Source organism: Candidatus Abyssobacteria bacterium SURF_5 (genome assembly GCA_003598085.1).
Taxonomy (GTDB): Bacteria; Abyssobacteria; SURF-5; order SURF-5; family SURF-5; genus SURF-5.
Window position 1 is genome coordinate 1 of record QZKU01000102.1, and the last position, 15,059, is coordinate 15,059.

Sequence of the window (15,059 nt, forward strand, 5' to 3'; positions counted from 1 at the left end):
TGTCCTCCTCTCTTTGATTTCCCTACAACTACAACCAAAGATTGGAGCACAAAGCTGGCCGCTTTGTCTACTTTTACAGAAATTAGCCTACACTACCTTTGGGCTGGACTACTATCGGCTCTTACAGGACTGATCGGGGTTCTTATAGGACTTATCTCGATCCTATTTCGATAGCGAGGGTTTCGGCATCACCCATTGCCGCAATTGTCGCGAATCCGCCTATTCATCAAATCACTCAGACCCGCCCGGCTGTTTCTCCTCTGGAACGAACGACTCCAGAATTGCGATGAGCGGCGGCAGGTCTTGCGTCACAATTTCCCAGAGGACATCAAAATCCACTGCGTCATAGCCGTGGATGAGGCGATTTCGCATGCTCACAATCTGTGACCACGGAATATTCGGACACGCGGACTGCTCCTCCTTGCTCACCCGGCTCGCCGCTTCCCCGACCACTTCGAGCAAGCGAGTAAGCGAAAGGTTCAAACTTCGGTCCGAGTCGAGGTCGCCCCGCATCCTTCCCCGAGCCATGGATACCGCCTCCCTTGCGTGATCGAGCATGTGGCGGTATCGCGTGAGGTCATCGTGTCTGGTCATACAGGACTTCGGCCTCGGATAACACCTCGTCGCGGAAATAACGGCTGAGAAATTGTGGCGTGTGCAAATCGACTTTTCGCCCCAGCAGATGGCAAAGCTTTCGCTCGATGTCGAAAAATGCAAGTCCGGGCACGTGTCCTGCCTCAAACTCGACAAGCACATCAATATCGCTGTTGGGCGTAAAATCCTCGCGCAACACGGACCCAAAAAAGGAGAGTTTCTTAATGTGGTGCCTGCGGCAGAACTCCGCAATCTTTTCCTTTTCTATCGATATTTGAATCATGGCTACCTCTCGGAAGAGGGATGAACCCATTCATTCTTCCTCATAAATTTAACCGAAACAGCGAAGGAAAAGCAAGATTATTACCGTTTAACTGAACCACCCGTCGATTCGTGGCGGCCTCGGCCAGTGAAAGTGAGAAAATTGGTTCGGTCTCGCAGCTACCATGGTCTTGGATATTTCGGATATTCGGGATAGAATAGTTAAAAGAGAACGCGCCAAAGATTCAAATGTATATCCATCCAAAGAAATACGACGTAATCGTGATCGGGGCAGGCCATGCCGGCTGCGAGGCGGCGCTTGCCGCCGCGAAGATGGGCTGCGATACGCTGCTTCTGACGATCTCGCTTGATACCTTGGCCCAAATGTCGTGTAATCCTGCGATCGGCGGACTGGCTAAAGGGCAGTTGACTCGCGAGATTGACGCACTGGGCGGCGCCATGGCAAAAGTGATCGACGCTACCGGCATCCAGTTCCGGATGCTGAACCGGGGCAAAGGTCCGGCGGTTTGGGCGCCGCGCGCCCAGGCCGATAAAAAAGCGTATCAGCTCAAGATGAAGCATTTCCTCGAGGAGGCCGCCGGGCTGGACCTCAAGCAGGCGCTGGTCGAGGAGATAACCATTCGCGATGGCAGGGTCGACGGCGTAATCACACAGACCGGAACGAAATTCGAGGGCCGCGCGGTGATCGTCACGGCCGGCACTTTTCTGCGCGGATTGATCCATGTGGGGCTTTCCCAGCATGAGGCTGGAAGAGCGGGTGAATTCCCGTCGAGACACCTGTCGGATTCGCTCGAAAGCCTCGGTTTCACGCTTGAGCGCCTGAAAACCGGCACGCCGCCGCGCATCAATAGTAATACAGTCGATTTCACGGCTTTCACTGAGCAGCCAGGCGATGTGCCGCCGCCGCCATTTTCGTTCTCGACCGAAAAGATCGAGCGCCCGCAGGTGCCATGCTATCTCGGATACACCAATGAGAGCACGCATCGGATCATTCGCGAAAATCTCGACCGCTCGCCGCTTTACAGCGGGAAAATCCGCGGAATCGGCCCCCGCTATTGCCCATCGATAGAAGATAAAGTGGTGAAGTTTCCCGATAAGCTGCAGCACCAATTATTTCTTGAGCCGGAGGGACTGGAGACCGACGAGCTTTACTGCAACGGCATATCAACCAGTCTGCCCGAAGACGTGCAGGTCAAGATCGTTCAGAGCATCCGAGGTCTTGAGCACGCCGAGATCATGCGATACGGTTATGCGATCGAGTACGACTTCGCGCCACCCTCGCAGATCAGGGCAACGATGGAGACCCGGCGGGTCGAGAACTTGTATTTTGCCGGCCAGATCAACGGGACATCAGGTTATGAAGAAGCCGCCGCGCAGGGACTTATGGCTGGAATCAATGCGGCTTTGAAGCTGAGAGGTGAGCCGCCTCTCGTGCTTGAACGCTCGCAAGCCTATATCGGCGTTCTCATCGACGACCTGATCACCAAGGAAATCCACGAGCCGTACCGCATGTTTACCGCGCGGGCGGAATACCGCCTGCTTCTGCGGCAGGACAATGCCGATCTGCGTCTGACGCCACTGGGCCACAACCTCGGGCTGATCGACGGACGGGCGATGGACCGACTGCAGAAGAAATGCGAGCGCATCGAGGATGAGATGAATCGGTTGAAGTCGGTGCGGCTGAATCCGGCGCCGGCCATCGAGAAATTTCTTCTCGAACGCGGCACGGGGCCGCTTCGGGACGGGACGACGCTCGAGCAACTCTTGAGGCGGCCCGAACTCGACATCTCCGATGTCTATATGCTGGCCGGAGCATCCATACCCGAACGGGACGTGGCCGAACAACTGCAGATTTCAGTGAAGTATGAAGGATATATCAAGCGCCAACTCGCGCACATCGAGAAGCTGAAGCGGCTGGAGGATTCGCTCATTCCCGATTCCTTCGATTACGGGCGGGTGCACGGCCTGTCGACGGAGGCGAGGGAAAAGCTTTCGCGGCTGCGCCCGATGTCGCTCGGGCAGGCCTCCCGCATCTCGGGCGTCAGCCCATCGGACATTTCGATATTGATGATTTACTTGAAGGCGTGACTGAGGTATCGTTGCACTCAATCGCTGGGCTGGGGTTCGCGTGCGACTTCTTCGCAAAGTCTTCGGCTGGTTTCGGCGAGGTCAAAGAAACTCTTCTTTTTCAGCAGATCGAGCAGATGGTTTTGCGCGTCGCGCCACACGGAATGAACGGCGCAGGTGGGCCGCTGCTCGCACATCTGTCCGTTGCCAAGACACATATTGAGAGAGATCGGCCCTTCAATCGCCTCGACCACATCGAGAAGGGAGATGTCGCGAGGGTCCTTGATCAACATGAATCCGCCGCCCGTGCCGCGGGACGAGCTGACGATGCCCGCCCGCGCCAGGTTCTGAAATATTTTGGAGAGAAAACTCGGCGGTATTTGCTGGCGCTCGGAAATTTCACCAAGCAGGCAAACGGATCCTTCCGCTTGCAAGCTGAGGTATAGTACGCCTCGAATGGCGTATTCGGCGGCGCGGGTTATCTGCATCGCGTTCCCCCCTTTTTAAACAATTGCCACCTTACTATAGCAACGAAAAGCGCCAGTGTAAATGTCTTTTGCAAAGAAAAAGACCGAAAAAAACAAGAATCAGATGCCTGCAATCACGTAGAAGATCTTAAGAGGAACGCCCAGAATCCCCCTGAATATTCCCACATATAAAAAAAGTATTAATAGAATAAATCCATATCGCTCGAGCTTCTGAAACTGCCAGGCGGCGCGGCGAGGGAGGAAATGAAAGAGTACGCGCGAGCCGTCCAGCGGCGGGATCGGCACCAGGTTAAACACGGCCAGGACCACGTTAATGGTCATCAAATAGTACAGCAGCTTCAGGATTATGCCTGCCACGGCGCTGCCCATAAACAACCCGCTGAATGTGGTGATCGTTCTGAAGATGGAGGCCGCCAGGAGCGCAAGCAGGAGGTTGGCGGTTATCCCTGAGAGCGAGACCAGGATATCGTCGCGCCTGTAGGAGCGGAAGCGGCTCGGATTCACCGGGACAGGCTTGGCCCATCCAAACAGGAAGCGGGCGCCCATCACGAGGCCCAGCAGTGGGAAAATGATTGTGCCTATGGGATCGATATGAACGATGGGATTGAGCGTCAACCTGCCGGAAAGCCTGGCGGTATCGTCGCCGCACATGTAGGCTGTCCAGGCATGGGCAACTTCGTGAAAGCATGCCGAAAACAGCAGCACCACATATAAAGGAAGTAATTCCACCAAATCAGGCATTTATTTATTTCCTCTTCCCTGCTTCTCTCAATGTTTCAGCTTGGCCGTCTCGGCGAACCGGGTGAAGGCTTCCCGCTCGGCCTCGCTGAGCGATTCGGGAATCTGGACGCGCACTTCGACGTAATGGTCGCCCCTGCCGGGCCCGCGCAGCTTCTTTATGCCTCTACCCTTGAGCCGAAGCTTCTTTCCGGGTTGCATGCCGGGAGGGATCCTAAGCTGAACCGGTCCGTCCAGTGTCTCCACCTGAACGCGGGCGCCGAGGACTGCCTGCGCAAGATTGATCGTCACTTCCGAATAGATGTCGCTCCCCTTGCGCTTCAAGCGCGGATGCTGGCGCACGCGCACGGTCAGGATCAGATCGCCCGGCGGGCCTCCCTGCGTGCCTTTTTGTCCCTGACCGGCAACCCGAATCTTTGAGCCGTCGCTGACGCCCGGAGGAATATTCACCGCGATCGAGCGGGTACCCGACACGGCTCCAGTGCCGCCGCAGCGGGTGCATGCGCTGCCGCCCACGGTTCCGCGTCCCAGGCACGTGGGGCAGGGCCGGCTGATTGAAAATGCCCCCTGACTGGTCGCAACATTGCCGCGTCCCTGGCATGTCGGGCACGTTTTGGAGCCCGATCCAGGCTCCATTCCAGAGCCATTGCAGCGGGAGCAGTCTTCCTCACGGGATATCTGGAAAGTCATTTTTCCGCCGGAAACGGCCTGCTCGAATGGGACCTCTATTTCCGCTTGAGCATCCTCGCCTCTCGCAGGGCCGTGGGCTCCGCGTCCCGCGCGCGGGCCGGCCCCGAAGCCGAAAATGGAGCTGAAAAGATCTCCCAGATCGCCGAAGCCGGAAAGGTCTTCATACCGAAATTGGGCGCCACCTCCCGGCCGAGTCGTGTAGCCCTGGAAACCACCGGGCCCGAATCCGGCAAATGCGCCATCCCGCATCTGGTCGTACTGTTTCTTCTTGGTCTCATCTCCCAGGACGTCGTAAGCTTCCTGAACCTGCTTAAATTTCTCTTCGGCCGCCTTATTATTCGGGTTGCGGTCGGGATGGTACTTCTTCGCCAAATTCCGGTAAGCCTTGCGTATATCGTCTGCAGATGCGCTTTTAGAGACACCTAAGACGTTATAATAATCCTTGGGCGGCAATCCTTCTCACCTCGTTAAGTTGTATGAACAGTACGGTAATGTACAATTTAATATAGCATAAATCGAACTCCCTTGTCGAGCTTTTCAGCAGGGTGAAAATCGCTTGCAAAGAGCGTGAAAAATGTGATAATATTTTGAAAAAGTTAACTTTAGGAAGGCTGCCATGGCGTACGATTACAAGCCCGGGGAAGAAGAAGACGTTCTCAAGCGCTACATCATAGTGGCGGTTGTTGTTGTGGTGCTGGCTTTCCTGCTCGTCCTCACGTTGTACGTGGGCCTGGGAATCGACATCGACATGCTGAAGATGCTGTCAAAGCGCATGTCGTTCGATGCCGCCAACATCACGTTCATTTTCGTTTTTGTGCTGGCGGCGTTTGCGCTCTGGGGGCTTTTGCGCGAGCCGGCTGCATCGGATGACGTGCAGAGGCGGCAGACATATTTCATCCTGTTGCTCATTTTCGCCGGACTTCTTCTGGCCGGCACCATCTATTTCCGCTATCTTGCAACGCCGACCCATGAAGTTGTGAAGACCGAGAAATGCCCGCGCTGCGACGGAACGGGCCGGGCGAAGCTGCGGCCGGAATATCCCTGCGGCGAGTGCGACGGTACCGGCTTCGTGACGCCGTAGTGACGTTTTCCTTATGCGAATAATGCATCACATACACCAGATTATCACGCCCACCCCGTTCCCCACCGGGCCGGTCAATTGTTATGTCATCAAAGACGATCCGATTACTCTCATCGATTCCGGATTGAAGATGGATGAAGCGCTCGAGGGTCTGCGGGCGGGGCTGGCTGAAATCGGCCTGCAGTTCAGCGACATCAGGCGCCTTCTGATTACGCATTCGCACCTCGACCACTACGGCCTGATGGCCACAGTGGCGGCGGAAGGTTCTCCGCGGGTGTTTGCACATCCGCTCGAGGTGCACGACCTTGAGAATCCGGAAGGTTATGCCGGCGACGACCACTACTCCCGTCGCACCGAACAGTTTCTGCTCGAAATGGGCCTGCCGCTCGAGTGCCTCGACTCGATCCTGATGCGCCACCCGGTTTTTCAGCAGATGCGAGACCCCATCACCGTCACCGATACCGTTGGCGACGGCGATCGTATCACGTTTGAGCATAGGCAGTTGCTGGTTATCCACTGCCCCGGCCACTCCCCCGGCATGATCAATTTTTATGATGCCTCAGAGCAGATCCTGCTTTCCGGAGATAACCTGCTCAAGCACATCAGTCCGGTACCCCTGATCTATCTTCCGAGAGATGCCTCCGAACCCCGCACCAACAGCCTGGCGGCTTACATAGATTCAATCACAAGGCTGAAAACATTCGATATCGCGTCGGTCCTGCCCGGGCATGGCGAGATCATCAACAACTGCAACACAATCATCGACAGCATTATCGAACACCACCGGCTGCGGAAGGAAAGAGTGTTCGAGTTCCTGAATGGTTCTCCGAAAACGGCCTACGACGTTTGCTGTCACCTGTTTCCCGAAATCAGCCAGGTTCAGATTTACCTCGGCATGTCCGAGGCCGTCGGCCACCTCGACCTGCTGAAGGCAGAGGGCGCGGTCGAGACTGAAATAAACGACGGAAAGTATTATTACCACAGGGTTTTCTGAGGGCGCCAGCGGGAATTCGGGGAAACGAACTGCCCCTGCGACACCGGGGTGGATTCGGTCACGGTCGCGATGGGGACGGACTCCATTTACGGAATTCATGTTTTTATTGAAATTCGTAGAATGGTGGTCCCCAGAGCAAGAACCCGGCGACTCGGGCAGTTTCATTGTCTCCGCCTTTCCTCGAGAATCTGAACCGGGATTTTTCTGCTTGCAAATAAATTATCCAATGCTGTATATTAAACAACCACATCTTGCATAACTGGCGAAATCTCGATTTTCATCCTATTGGCACGGCGCGCTGGGCTCCTGCGCAAATGACCAGTCACACTAACATCGGAGGAAAGCAAGTCCCATTCATCTTCTGTTAGCAGGGCCGAAAGACCCCGCCTCACTCGATCAGGAAAACAGGGAGGAAGCGCCATGGCCTTCTCGAACGAGTATTTCCACCTGTTTGACGATGTCCCCGCCTTCGGCGAGCGCATCGAGCGAAACTACCTGCTTGCATCGAACGGCGGCCGCATCAGCGAGCGGCTTCTTCAATGCATCTGGTATGATCGGCTCTTCGACGAGAGCCGGCTCGAGACGCGCGACGGCAGGCGCATCATTATTCATTCGCCCGGCATGTGGAATCTGGAAGCCGGCCCCGACTTCAAGAACGCCCAGATCACGATCGGACGAGTGCGCCTGTGCGGCGATGTCGAGCTGCACGTCGATTCATCCAGTTGGCGCGCCCACGGTCATGCGAGCGACCCGCAGTACGACAACGTCATTCTCCACGTCGTCCTGTCTGGGCGCCCGGGCGATTCGCCGCCGCTGGGCCGCCGCGGCGCGAAGATTCCCGAGCTTGTCCTGTGGGACCGCCTCGCCGACAGTCTCGGCGTGCTCCGCTGTGCGCTCCGTCCCGAGGAATACCCGTATCGCAGCATGTGCAATTTCGGGCGCTGCCAGGCCCTTCTCGAGCATTTGCCGGCCGAGGCAATCCAGCGCCTGCTCTTGTTGAGCGGGGACGCGCGTATTATTGTAAAGCAGCGCCGTTTCGGATACGAGACCGAGCGCACTAACCTCGACCAGATCACCTATTCGGCCGTTCTCGAGGGCATGGGTTACAAGGCGTTCACAAAGCAGTTCGGGTTGCTCGCGCGCAAACTGCCGTATGTACGGCTGCGCGAGCGGGTGCTTTCGGTTAATCCAGCCAATGGTCTGGATGCCGCTCTTTTGACCCAGGCGCTGTTGCTTGGAAGCGCCGGCCTGCTCGCTTCTGCCGATGATGATGAAAAATCACCCGCCGCGAAAAAGCATTACGATCGCCTTCGGAAATTATGGGGCGAATTCGGCTTCAGCGATGAAGACGGAAAAATGGAATGGAAGGGGGCGGCGGTGCGCCCGGCGAACCGGCCCGAGCGCAGAATTGCGGGAATCAGTCATGTGCTCGCCCGCTCGTATGGAGGCGGTCTGTTTCAGGCGGTGCTCGAGCGAGTGCTGCTGCCGGCGCGGCGGCGCGCCCAGGCGCAATGCATCAGCTTTCTGACCGATGCGCGCGACGATTTCTGGTCGTTCCACTACAGCGCACATGGAAAAAGGTTTGAAAGACCCGCGGCAATCGTGGGCCGCGATCGGGCGCAGACGATTCTGGTGAACGCCTTCATCCCTCTTGCGCTGCTCTATGCGCGGACCGAGCAATCGGCGGAAAAAGAGGAGCGCGTCCACGAAATCTTTTGCGGGATGCCCTCGCTTCTTCCCAACAGCATAACGCGCCTGATGGAATACCGCATGTTCGGAGGTGAGCAGAAGGGGCGCCTCTTCAAGTCGGCGCGCGCCCAGCAGGGCCTTCTGCAGATATTCGCCGACTGGTGCAGCGAGGACCCATCGTGCGAGAACTGCGGCATCTTCGCCGGCCTCCAGAGCGGGTATATCGGCGAGAAGCTGATGGATGCATCGAGCACTGTCATATAAGAAGGAAAGATTCTTCGACAGCGCCGATAGAATTCATTCGGGCTCTGTTCTCATCGCGAGAAGAGATTAAGAAGATCAACTATGTTAGTTGGAATAACCTCAAGTTTTCGCTCTCTCAAGGCGAGTTTCGAATTTACCCTGGAGGTCATTCTTCCAATTATCTCTGATGTAAAAAGACTGGTACAATCTCCTGTGTCCCTTGCGACGTGGTAGAGGTTTTCTATAAACGTTGAAAGTGATTTGCCCCTCAATACGCGGGTCGGCAAATACAACATGATCCTCTAGATCAAGAACATATTGTCTTACATTATCATCTGTTGCAATCGAGAAACCGAGATCCTTCAGTCGCTGCTCGGCCCAAGCGATACTAGCAGGGTCACGCGGTACTTTGTCGTACCACAGCGATTCGTCTATTAGACGTGGGTCTTCCATGGGCCCTATCAGGTATAAGATCTCGGTTTTCTTTCGTTCCTGCGTAAGGCGAAGCACTTCCTGACGGTCTCGTTCTTCTGCTTCATGAAATGTTTCGTGGAAGTGCTCTCGGGATAATCTTTCCGCCGCGACCATAACGTCACACTGCCGCACATTACCCCATCCGCCAAGGTGCCGCCGAAGACCCTCCGGGACGGTGAAACCTCTTTCATACGCTGATGAGCTACCATCACCGCACAACGGGCAATAAGCCCGATCTGATAAGTATGATCCCTCTTCACGGGATAGGATTGTCGCAAAACCAATGAGCTGCTCAATCACGTTGTGCTCCCAGGCAATTGATTCCTGCCGGGATTCGCAGGAATAAAAGCTACTTAAGATCGACTGAATGCGCTCCGGCATGAGGCGGATTATAGCGATTCGGGCCTTGTACAGTTCATCTTCCAGGTTTTTGATCTTCATCTCCCACGCATTCATCGGGTAGCGATACCCCATTAAGCTCGTTTCTCGCCTATCCATTTCTAAAATTCTAATGGTTAACCTTACAGCGTCTTCGCTTCTTCGAACGGACGTAACTGGCGGGAGGCTCGTGAACTGCAGGAAAAGCGTCCATCCAGGAAAGGTCTTTCCCGATTACAAGCTCTTCCATTTTCGCATGATGAGTATTTGTCATTGGCATGAGCCGCATTTGTAACTTGTGCTCGCGGGCCAGCGCCTTGACTTCATCTGCATTATCGTATGTGATGAGAAAATCTCCTTTCAACTTCTCGCAGATCGAGAACAACTTTTCGTGGTCCAGTTCGAAATAACGATAGAGGCGTTTACCTGCCTTCTTTCCGCCTGCCGTGTAAGGTGGGTCAATAAAGAACACCACATCGAGTGCGGATGCAAATTCTTGTAAGACATCCAGGCCATCGGAGCATCTGAACTCGATTCGATCCGCGACCAGTTCAAGATTCTCGAAGCGTTTGGCAAGCGTGCGGGGATACCATCTCGAAAGAACGCCTTTGCCGTTCTCGCCATATTTTAGAAACCCTGATCCTTCGGCAAGTATTCCGCCGTGGAAAGTGCGATTTTTAAGGATCGTCTGAAAAGCGCGCTCCCGTGCTGACCGGCGCTTCTTCGAAATTTCCGTAATTACCGCCTCTTTTGTAAGGTCGAATTCCAGAATGCGCTTTGCGAGCCATCGCGCCTCGCCGGCGACGATAGACTGCCACACGGCAGCGATTTCCTCGTCCAGTTCTACCATAAGTACAGTATCGACCAGATTTTCAAAAAGAGCGGTCAAACTAATTATGCCGCCGCCAGCGAAAGGTTCAACGAGCAGGCGAGGCCGTAGGCTCTTATTTTTCAGCCATTCCCGGAAAGTTGGCACAAACCACGTCTTGCCACCCGGATAGCGAAAAGGGCTTCTCTGTGGGACCGACGCCACATTCACCGGTTTCGGTGAAGCTTTTTCTTCAAAATCCGCAAACAGAAATGTCTGTCGAGCGTCTCGCATTTCAGAATGGCCTTTCAATAGATCTGTTATTGGGTGGTGTCTCAAGTTGCTCGTCCAGTTTTTCCTGAAGAAGCTTGATGAAATGCTCCACATCACCCACCGCCGGAGTTGTAATTGTGGCAAGAGAGGCGCCAAATTGAGTGAATACCTCATCCACCTTTGTCAGCGCGTATCGATCGGGATCGCATTCGCTCTTTCTCAGTTCCAAGTCATAGACGAACCAGGCGATATCAGCCTTATCCTTTGGAACCCGTTTAAGCTTCGGCAATGTTTCAAAGAATGATCTATTCAAGGCAACGCTAATTTTCTTTCCCCAGCTGTTTAGAATGCCGCCTTTGAAGAGAAGCTGAGGAGCCAGTCTCTTTCGCGAAGAAGACAGATAATCAGGTCGCGGGTAGTTCGGCTGATCCGACCAATCCATATTTATGCGTTGTGCCGGGTTGGTCATATAGTGCTCAAAAGGTTCGCGAACATTGCCAGATATGTACACCGCCTGCACCTCAAGAGCGCCAAAGTCATATACTTTTCCGTTCCGGTCATATGCAACGAGGACTACATCTATATTACCGGCTGATTTGCTGTTTGCATCATTCAGGCGAACTTCCACAAGTGAACTCCACTGGGTTCCTTCGGCAAAGAAAAAAGATGCCGCATCATCCGTTATCAGCCAATCCTCGCGAAAACGGACAGGGCATGTAATGACCGGCCCACTATCATAATAGATGCTGCACACCCCCAAAGGGTCCTTTGCCTTATCCTTCGTGCAATTCGGCACCTTGTTGTTGAACGGGCAAAGCTTCTTTGTGCGGTACCGAACGGCCCTTTCAGAGGTATCAGAAATGAGATATCCGAACACTTCCGATAAAGGTTGTTTCATGCTGTCGCGTCCGTAGCCTTTCTTCCCGAATCCCCAATTAGATTATAGGAAGAATATTCAGGTATGTCAAAGAAAACAAAATAAGAGTGAAGAAGGTTGTGAAAGATACTAACTTCTATTACCCCCGTCTCCCATACAGATTTGGGGATCCGTGAGCGTTTCGCGGGTAGGTAACTTCCGCTACAATTCTGGCTTTACATGCAATAAGTTTTGGCCTTATAATCACTATCAAAGAGGGCCAATCGTCATAAATAGGGGGAAAGGATATGCAACAACAACCTCCGGAAACTCGATGGCTAAGATTGAAGGAAGAAACGAACGCATTGGATTACCTTGAACGCGCCTCCCTCTTTATCAGAGAGACGCCGGAGAATACAAAGGCGTGGAAATGGGTAATTATTGCTTTGCACGGTGCGCTTTACGGTTTTGCAGTGGCAGCCGCGTGCGGCACAGATGATACAAGTCTTAACAGGGGGAGGGGAAAGCTTCTCGGGATTTGGGATGTGCTGAAGTTGTGCCAGGATCCCAACCATATGAAAATGCTCAGTCACAGCAAGCACCTCCATCTGACGGAAAGCCAAAGGAAATCCGTCGAATTAATGGTATCTGAACTCAGAAACGAATTCGCACACTTCAAGCCCAAATTGTGGAGCATTGAACTCCACGGAATGCCAGATATCGCTGTTGACGTCTTAGAGGTCATTCGATTTCTTGCCCTTGAAACCAATACCTACATTCATCTGACTCAAAAGGAAATGGAGACGGTAAATAGGCTGGTGGAACAGAGCACAACTTTTCTTCAGAAGACACAACTGTATGAGGAGAACAGGCTTGCAGAAAACCTTTCTTTCGTTGCCCGAAAAAAACTGGAATTGGCCAATGTGGCTTACACCGATGAAGAGTTCGTTTCTCAAGCAGCTCAAGGAAATACGCAAACGGTTGAACTCTTTATGGCTTCAGGAATGGACCCAGATATAAGAAATAGTAAAGGTGTGACGGCGCTGATGTGCGCCACAATGAATGGCCATGTCGAGACCATTAAGGCCCTCTTGGCCAACGGAGCCGAAGTGGACGTGAAAGCCGAAGACGGTGTGACTGCAATAAAGATTGCAGAATCCAAAAGTTATAAAGAGATCGAAGAAATTTTGAGGCTAGCAAGGTTCTCGTTCATGCGGAGAAATATTTTTCCTGCACCTTGACTTTAGGAATGTGCGTCAATAAAATGAGTTTAGAAGCTGGTCGCGGGGAATCAAGAGAGGAGTGCGCATGGCCGCGCAGATTCAGATTGAGAGAGAAAAAATCGCTGCTTTTTGCGAGAAATGGAAGATCAAAGAATTCGTTCTGTTCGGCTCTGTTTTGCGAGAGGATTTTGGGCCTGACAGCGATATAGATGTGCTCATAAGTTTCTCCGATGATGCGGATTGGAGCCTGTACGATTGGATCGATATGATAGATGAATTGAAGGCCATTTTTGGCCGTGAGGTGGACCTTGTTGAGAAAGGGACAATTCGTAATCCCTTCCGCCGCCACGCAATCATGAATAATAAAGAGATCGTCTATGCAGCCTGAATATCCCTGAACTAATTGCCTTGCTTGAGTCCCCGATCCCACCAGCGCCGCCGGAAAGTAAAGACCAGTAACCCACACCCCCGATAGTCCTTACCCTTCGCTTGCCGTCCTTATTGCGGCAATCTCCGAGAGCTCCACCTCCTTATAGAACTTCGAGAAATACAATCTCGTTTCGGGACATTTCCGGCGGACGGCGCTTCGGTAGTCGTCCAGGTTCATGTAGCGGTAGAGGGTGAACGGATTCATGAAGTTGTCGAAGTGGTGGATGAGCGCGACGGCAGGACGGAATCGGTTGATGAGGAACTGCGTGTCGCGCAGCCAGTGGTTGTTCGCCGGGCAGAAGGGGATCGCGAGCACGTCGACGCGCTCGATAGAGTCCAGCTCGTCCACCTCGCTCGTCAGATTGCCGAAATAGAGCATGGTACCGCCATTCGGCGGAAACGAAAAGAGGAACGCGAAGCAGTTGCCGAACAGGTTGCGAGCCAGCCAGCGAAAGCCATCGGCGAGCGCGGCCGGTTTCCGATGTTTCCACGGCCGGATGAACATCTCGCGGATGAACCAGAAATCGATCTCCTCGGTGCCGATCTGATAGGGCGTGATCGAGATGCCGGCGATATCGAAAGATTTTCCTTTTACTTGTTCAAGCGCATGAAGAGAACCGGTCGCGGGTAATCCTAAATCCCCCTCAGGAGGCTGTCCCGTGATTGAGATTTGTCTTCTTTTTCCAGACCCTGGATTCCTGCTTTCGCAGGAATGACGGGTTACTCTGACTTGTCGATACCGTTCTGTCATCGGCGCCAACCCATTATAGGACAGTCTCTCAGTCCCCCTTTCCGAAAGGGGGAGAGAAGGCGACCCAGGATATGCAATCCGGTCTTCGGGTTCTGCTGATGCCGGCGCCGGCGAAGATATTTTGAAAGGAGTTTGCGTTGGACCGCCCTCCGGACCACTTGCGGTTGAAATGCCGGCGGCCGAATAAGGAAGCCCGCTTTTTAAGGGTAGGTGATGGATTTTCGACAGACATGCCGCTGGGGCGTAGGTGAGCGGATTGTGTTTTGCGGCGAGATACGGGAAGTCCTTCGAATGGTCGAGGTGGCCGTGGGTCAGCAGCAGGCAGTCGATTTTTTCGACATCGTCTCTTGTGACCGGCAGGTGCGGCGTGTCGCCGGGCAGGCGCGTATACAGCGGATCGATCACGATCCGGGTGTTATTATAGATGATATGATAGTGGGCTGCCCCGTGCCACAGGAGGGTGACGCTATTGGGTGGAGTCATGGGAAGTTCTCCTCTCTTCTCTCTACTCCATGGTTAGGCGTTTGTGCGAGGGCAGAGATTCTTCGTCGCTTCGCTCCTCAGAATGACAAAAATGAATGCTCCTCGGAATGACAAAGATGAATGCTCCTCAGAATGACAAGATGAATGCTCCTGCGAATGATAAGAACAATGCCTGAGAATGAGATGGCTGAGTGTTCCAAGAATGACATGGATGAATGGGTCACCCCCAGTCTTTCATTAATTATATATGGATGTATGATAATCTGTCCAAAACCGATACGAAGAAAGACTCGGGAAGGCGCGCTCGGTCTGATCGCGCCGCTCTATTGGAGCTCGAAATTTCGCTTGGCGTAAAAAAATCGCCAAAGGCTACAAAAAGATTCTTTGTCCGTTGGACATTCGGAAAATTCTTGACAACATCTCAGAAACATGTTATAAAATAAAGTTGTAATTTTCGAGGCCGCTTGAAAACCGGTAGCTGTACGTCTGGATATCGGGCCTCCAAAAACCCTCCAAAA

At 53.5% G+C, this 15,059-nt stretch carries 16 protein-coding genes; 7 read left to right on the forward strand and 9 right to left on the reverse strand.

The annotated features are described in order from the left end of the window. Positions 1-231: 231 nt before the first annotated feature. On the reverse strand, positions 232-594 hold the full coding sequence (locus C4520_14520) for a DUF86 domain-containing protein (protein ID RJP18340.1): 363 nt from the start codon (positions 592-594) through the stop codon (positions 232-234). Next, positions 578-877 carry a nucleotidyltransferase gene (locus C4520_14525; GenBank protein ID RJP18366.1) on the reverse strand — a complete coding sequence of 100 codons (300 nt, stop codon included), beginning with the start codon at positions 875-877 and terminating at the stop codon, positions 578-580. The genes C4520_14520 and C4520_14525 overlap by 17 nt, the downstream gene beginning before the upstream one ends. Positions 878-1,104: 227 nt before the next feature. Between C4520_14525 and mnmG the strand changes: the two genes are divergently transcribed. After that, the gene (gene mnmG, locus C4520_14530; protein RJP18341.1) at positions 1,105-2,964 is read left to right on the forward strand and encodes a tRNA uridine-5-carboxymethylaminomethyl(34) synthesis enzyme MnmG; all 1,860 of its coding nucleotides are present in this window, start codon (positions 1,105-1,107) and stop codon (positions 2,962-2,964) included. Positions 2,965-2,981: 17 nt separating this feature from the next. Here the strand turns inward: mnmG and C4520_14535 are convergent, their stop codons facing one another. The 3 genes from C4520_14535 to dnaJ all read right to left on the reverse strand — a co-directional run bounded on the left by C4520_14535 (position 2,982) and on the right by dnaJ (position 5,312). Then, positions 2,982-3,431: an Rrf2 family transcriptional regulator gene (locus tag C4520_14535; protein ID RJP18342.1), complete on the reverse strand. Its 450-nt coding sequence runs from the start codon at positions 3,429-3,431 to the stop codon at positions 2,982-2,984. A gap of 99 nt (positions 3,432-3,530) precedes the next feature. Beyond that, positions 3,531-4,172 carry a site-2 protease family protein gene (locus C4520_14540; protein ID RJP18343.1) on the reverse strand — a complete coding sequence of 214 codons (642 nt, stop codon included), beginning with the start codon at positions 4,170-4,172 and terminating at the stop codon, positions 3,531-3,533. Between the two features lie 27 nt (positions 4,173-4,199). Beyond that, positions 4,200-5,312, reverse strand: a complete 1,113-nt coding sequence (gene dnaJ, locus C4520_14545; protein ID RJP18344.1) for a molecular chaperone DnaJ — start codon at positions 5,310-5,312, stop codon at positions 4,200-4,202. Between the two features lie 163 nt (positions 5,313-5,475). Here dnaJ and C4520_14550 point away from each other — a divergent pair, with 163 nt between their 5' ends. From C4520_14550 to C4520_14560, 3 genes are all read left to right on the forward strand, one after another. Beyond that, a complete protein-coding gene (locus tag C4520_14550; protein RJP18345.1) occupies positions 5,476-5,940 on the forward strand; it encodes a DUF1109 family protein in 465 nt (154 codons plus the stop codon). A gap of 13 nt (positions 5,941-5,953) precedes the next feature. After that, positions 5,954-6,934, forward strand: coding sequence for an MBL fold metallo-hydrolase (locus C4520_14555; GenBank protein RJP18346.1), 981 nt, complete (start codon positions 5,954-5,956; stop codon positions 6,932-6,934). Between the two features lie 420 nt (positions 6,935-7,354). After that, the gene (locus C4520_14560) at positions 7,355-8,887 is read left to right on the forward strand and encodes a DUF2851 family protein (GenBank protein RJP18347.1); all 1,533 of its coding nucleotides are present in this window, start codon (positions 7,355-7,357) and stop codon (positions 8,885-8,887) included. Positions 8,888-8,986: 99 nt separating this feature from the next. On the opposite strand, the gene C4520_14565 is transcribed toward C4520_14560, so the two are convergent. The 3 genes from C4520_14565 to C4520_14575 are packed head-to-tail and all read right to left on the reverse strand — an operon-like array spanning position 8,987 to position 11,697. Beyond that, positions 8,987-9,814 (reverse strand): hypothetical protein, encoded by an 828-nt coding sequence (locus C4520_14565; GenBank protein ID RJP18348.1) that lies wholly within the window; start codon positions 9,812-9,814, stop codon positions 8,987-8,989. Between the two features lie 34 nt (positions 9,815-9,848). After that, positions 9,849-10,820 (reverse strand): DNA adenine methylase, encoded by a 972-nt coding sequence (locus tag C4520_14570; protein ID RJP18349.1) that lies wholly within the window; start codon positions 10,818-10,820, stop codon positions 9,849-9,851. A gap of 1 nt (position 10,821) precedes the next feature. Then, positions 10,822-11,697, reverse strand: coding sequence for a hypothetical protein (locus tag C4520_14575; GenBank protein RJP18350.1), 876 nt, complete (start codon positions 11,695-11,697; stop codon positions 10,822-10,824). A 266-nt stretch (positions 11,698-11,963) separates the two neighbouring features. Between C4520_14575 and C4520_14580 the strand changes: the two genes are divergently transcribed. Together C4520_14580 and C4520_14585 are read left to right on the forward strand one after the other, a co-directional pair. After that, entirely contained in the window at positions 11,964-12,896 is a 933-nt protein-coding gene (locus C4520_14580) for an ankyrin repeat domain-containing protein (GenBank protein RJP18351.1), read from the forward strand. Between the two features lie 67 nt (positions 12,897-12,963). Beyond that, a complete protein-coding gene (locus C4520_14585; protein RJP18352.1) occupies positions 12,964-13,266 on the forward strand; it encodes a DNA polymerase subunit beta in 303 nt (100 codons plus the stop codon). Between the two features lie 90 nt (positions 13,267-13,356). On the opposite strand, the gene C4520_14590 is transcribed toward C4520_14585, so the two are convergent. Next, positions 13,357-14,541 (reverse strand): MBL fold metallo-hydrolase, encoded by a 1,185-nt coding sequence (locus C4520_14590; protein RJP18353.1) that lies wholly within the window; start codon positions 14,539-14,541, stop codon positions 13,357-13,359. Between the two features lie 215 nt (positions 14,542-14,756). Here C4520_14590 and C4520_14595 point away from each other — a divergent pair, with 215 nt between their 5' ends. Further along, entirely contained in the window at positions 14,757-14,984 is a 228-nt protein-coding gene (locus C4520_14595; GenBank protein RJP18354.1) for a hypothetical protein, read from the forward strand. Positions 14,985-15,059 lie beyond the last annotated feature (75 nt).

What these genes read in the sequence shown, in the direction of transcription:
- C4520_14535 (RJP18342.1), bottom strand. Translation starts at nt 3,431, where the DNA reads ATGCAGATAACCCGCGCCGCCGAATACGCCATTCGAGGCGTACTATAC.
- C4520_14570 (RJP18349.1), bottom strand. Translation starts at nt 10,820, where the DNA reads ATGCGAGACGCTCGACAGACATTTCTGTTTGCGGATTTTGAAGAAAAA.
- C4520_14540 (RJP18343.1), bottom strand. Translation starts at nt 4,172, where the DNA reads ATGCCTGATTTGGTGGAATTACTTCCTTTATATGTGGTGCTGCTGTTT.
- C4520_14525 (RJP18366.1), bottom strand. Translation starts at nt 877, where the DNA reads ATGATTCAAATATCGATAGAAAAGGAAAAGATTGCGGAGTTCTGCCGC.
- mnmG (RJP18341.1), top strand. Translation starts at nt 1,105, where the DNA reads ATGTATATCCATCCAAAGAAATACGACGTAATCGTGATCGGGGCAGGC.
- C4520_14560 (RJP18347.1), top strand. Translation starts at nt 7,355, where the DNA reads ATGGCCTTCTCGAACGAGTATTTCCACCTGTTTGACGATGTCCCCGCC.
- C4520_14590 (RJP18353.1), bottom strand. Translation starts at nt 14,541, where the DNA reads ATGACTCCACCCAATAGCGTCACCCTCCTGTGGCACGGGGCAGCCCAC.
- C4520_14595 (RJP18354.1), top strand. Translation starts at nt 14,757, where the DNA reads ATGGGTCACCCCCAGTCTTTCATTAATTATATATGGATGTATGATAAT.
- C4520_14580 (RJP18351.1), top strand. Translation starts at nt 11,964, where the DNA reads ATGCAACAACAACCTCCGGAAACTCGATGGCTAAGATTGAAGGAAGAA.
- C4520_14550 (RJP18345.1), top strand. Translation starts at nt 5,476, where the DNA reads ATGGCGTACGATTACAAGCCCGGGGAAGAAGAAGACGTTCTCAAGCGC.
- C4520_14555 (RJP18346.1), top strand. Translation starts at nt 5,954, where the DNA reads ATGCGAATAATGCATCACATACACCAGATTATCACGCCCACCCCGTTC.
- C4520_14565 (RJP18348.1), bottom strand. Translation starts at nt 9,814, where the DNA reads ATGGGGTATCGCTACCCGATGAATGCGTGGGAGATGAAGATCAAAAAC.
- C4520_14575 (RJP18350.1), bottom strand. Translation starts at nt 11,697, where the DNA reads ATGAAACAACCTTTATCGGAAGTGTTCGGATATCTCATTTCTGATACC.
- C4520_14585 (RJP18352.1), top strand. Translation starts at nt 12,964, where the DNA reads ATGGCCGCGCAGATTCAGATTGAGAGAGAAAAAATCGCTGCTTTTTGC.
- C4520_14520 (RJP18340.1), bottom strand. Translation starts at nt 594, where the DNA reads ATGACCAGACACGATGACCTCACGCGATACCGCCACATGCTCGATCAC.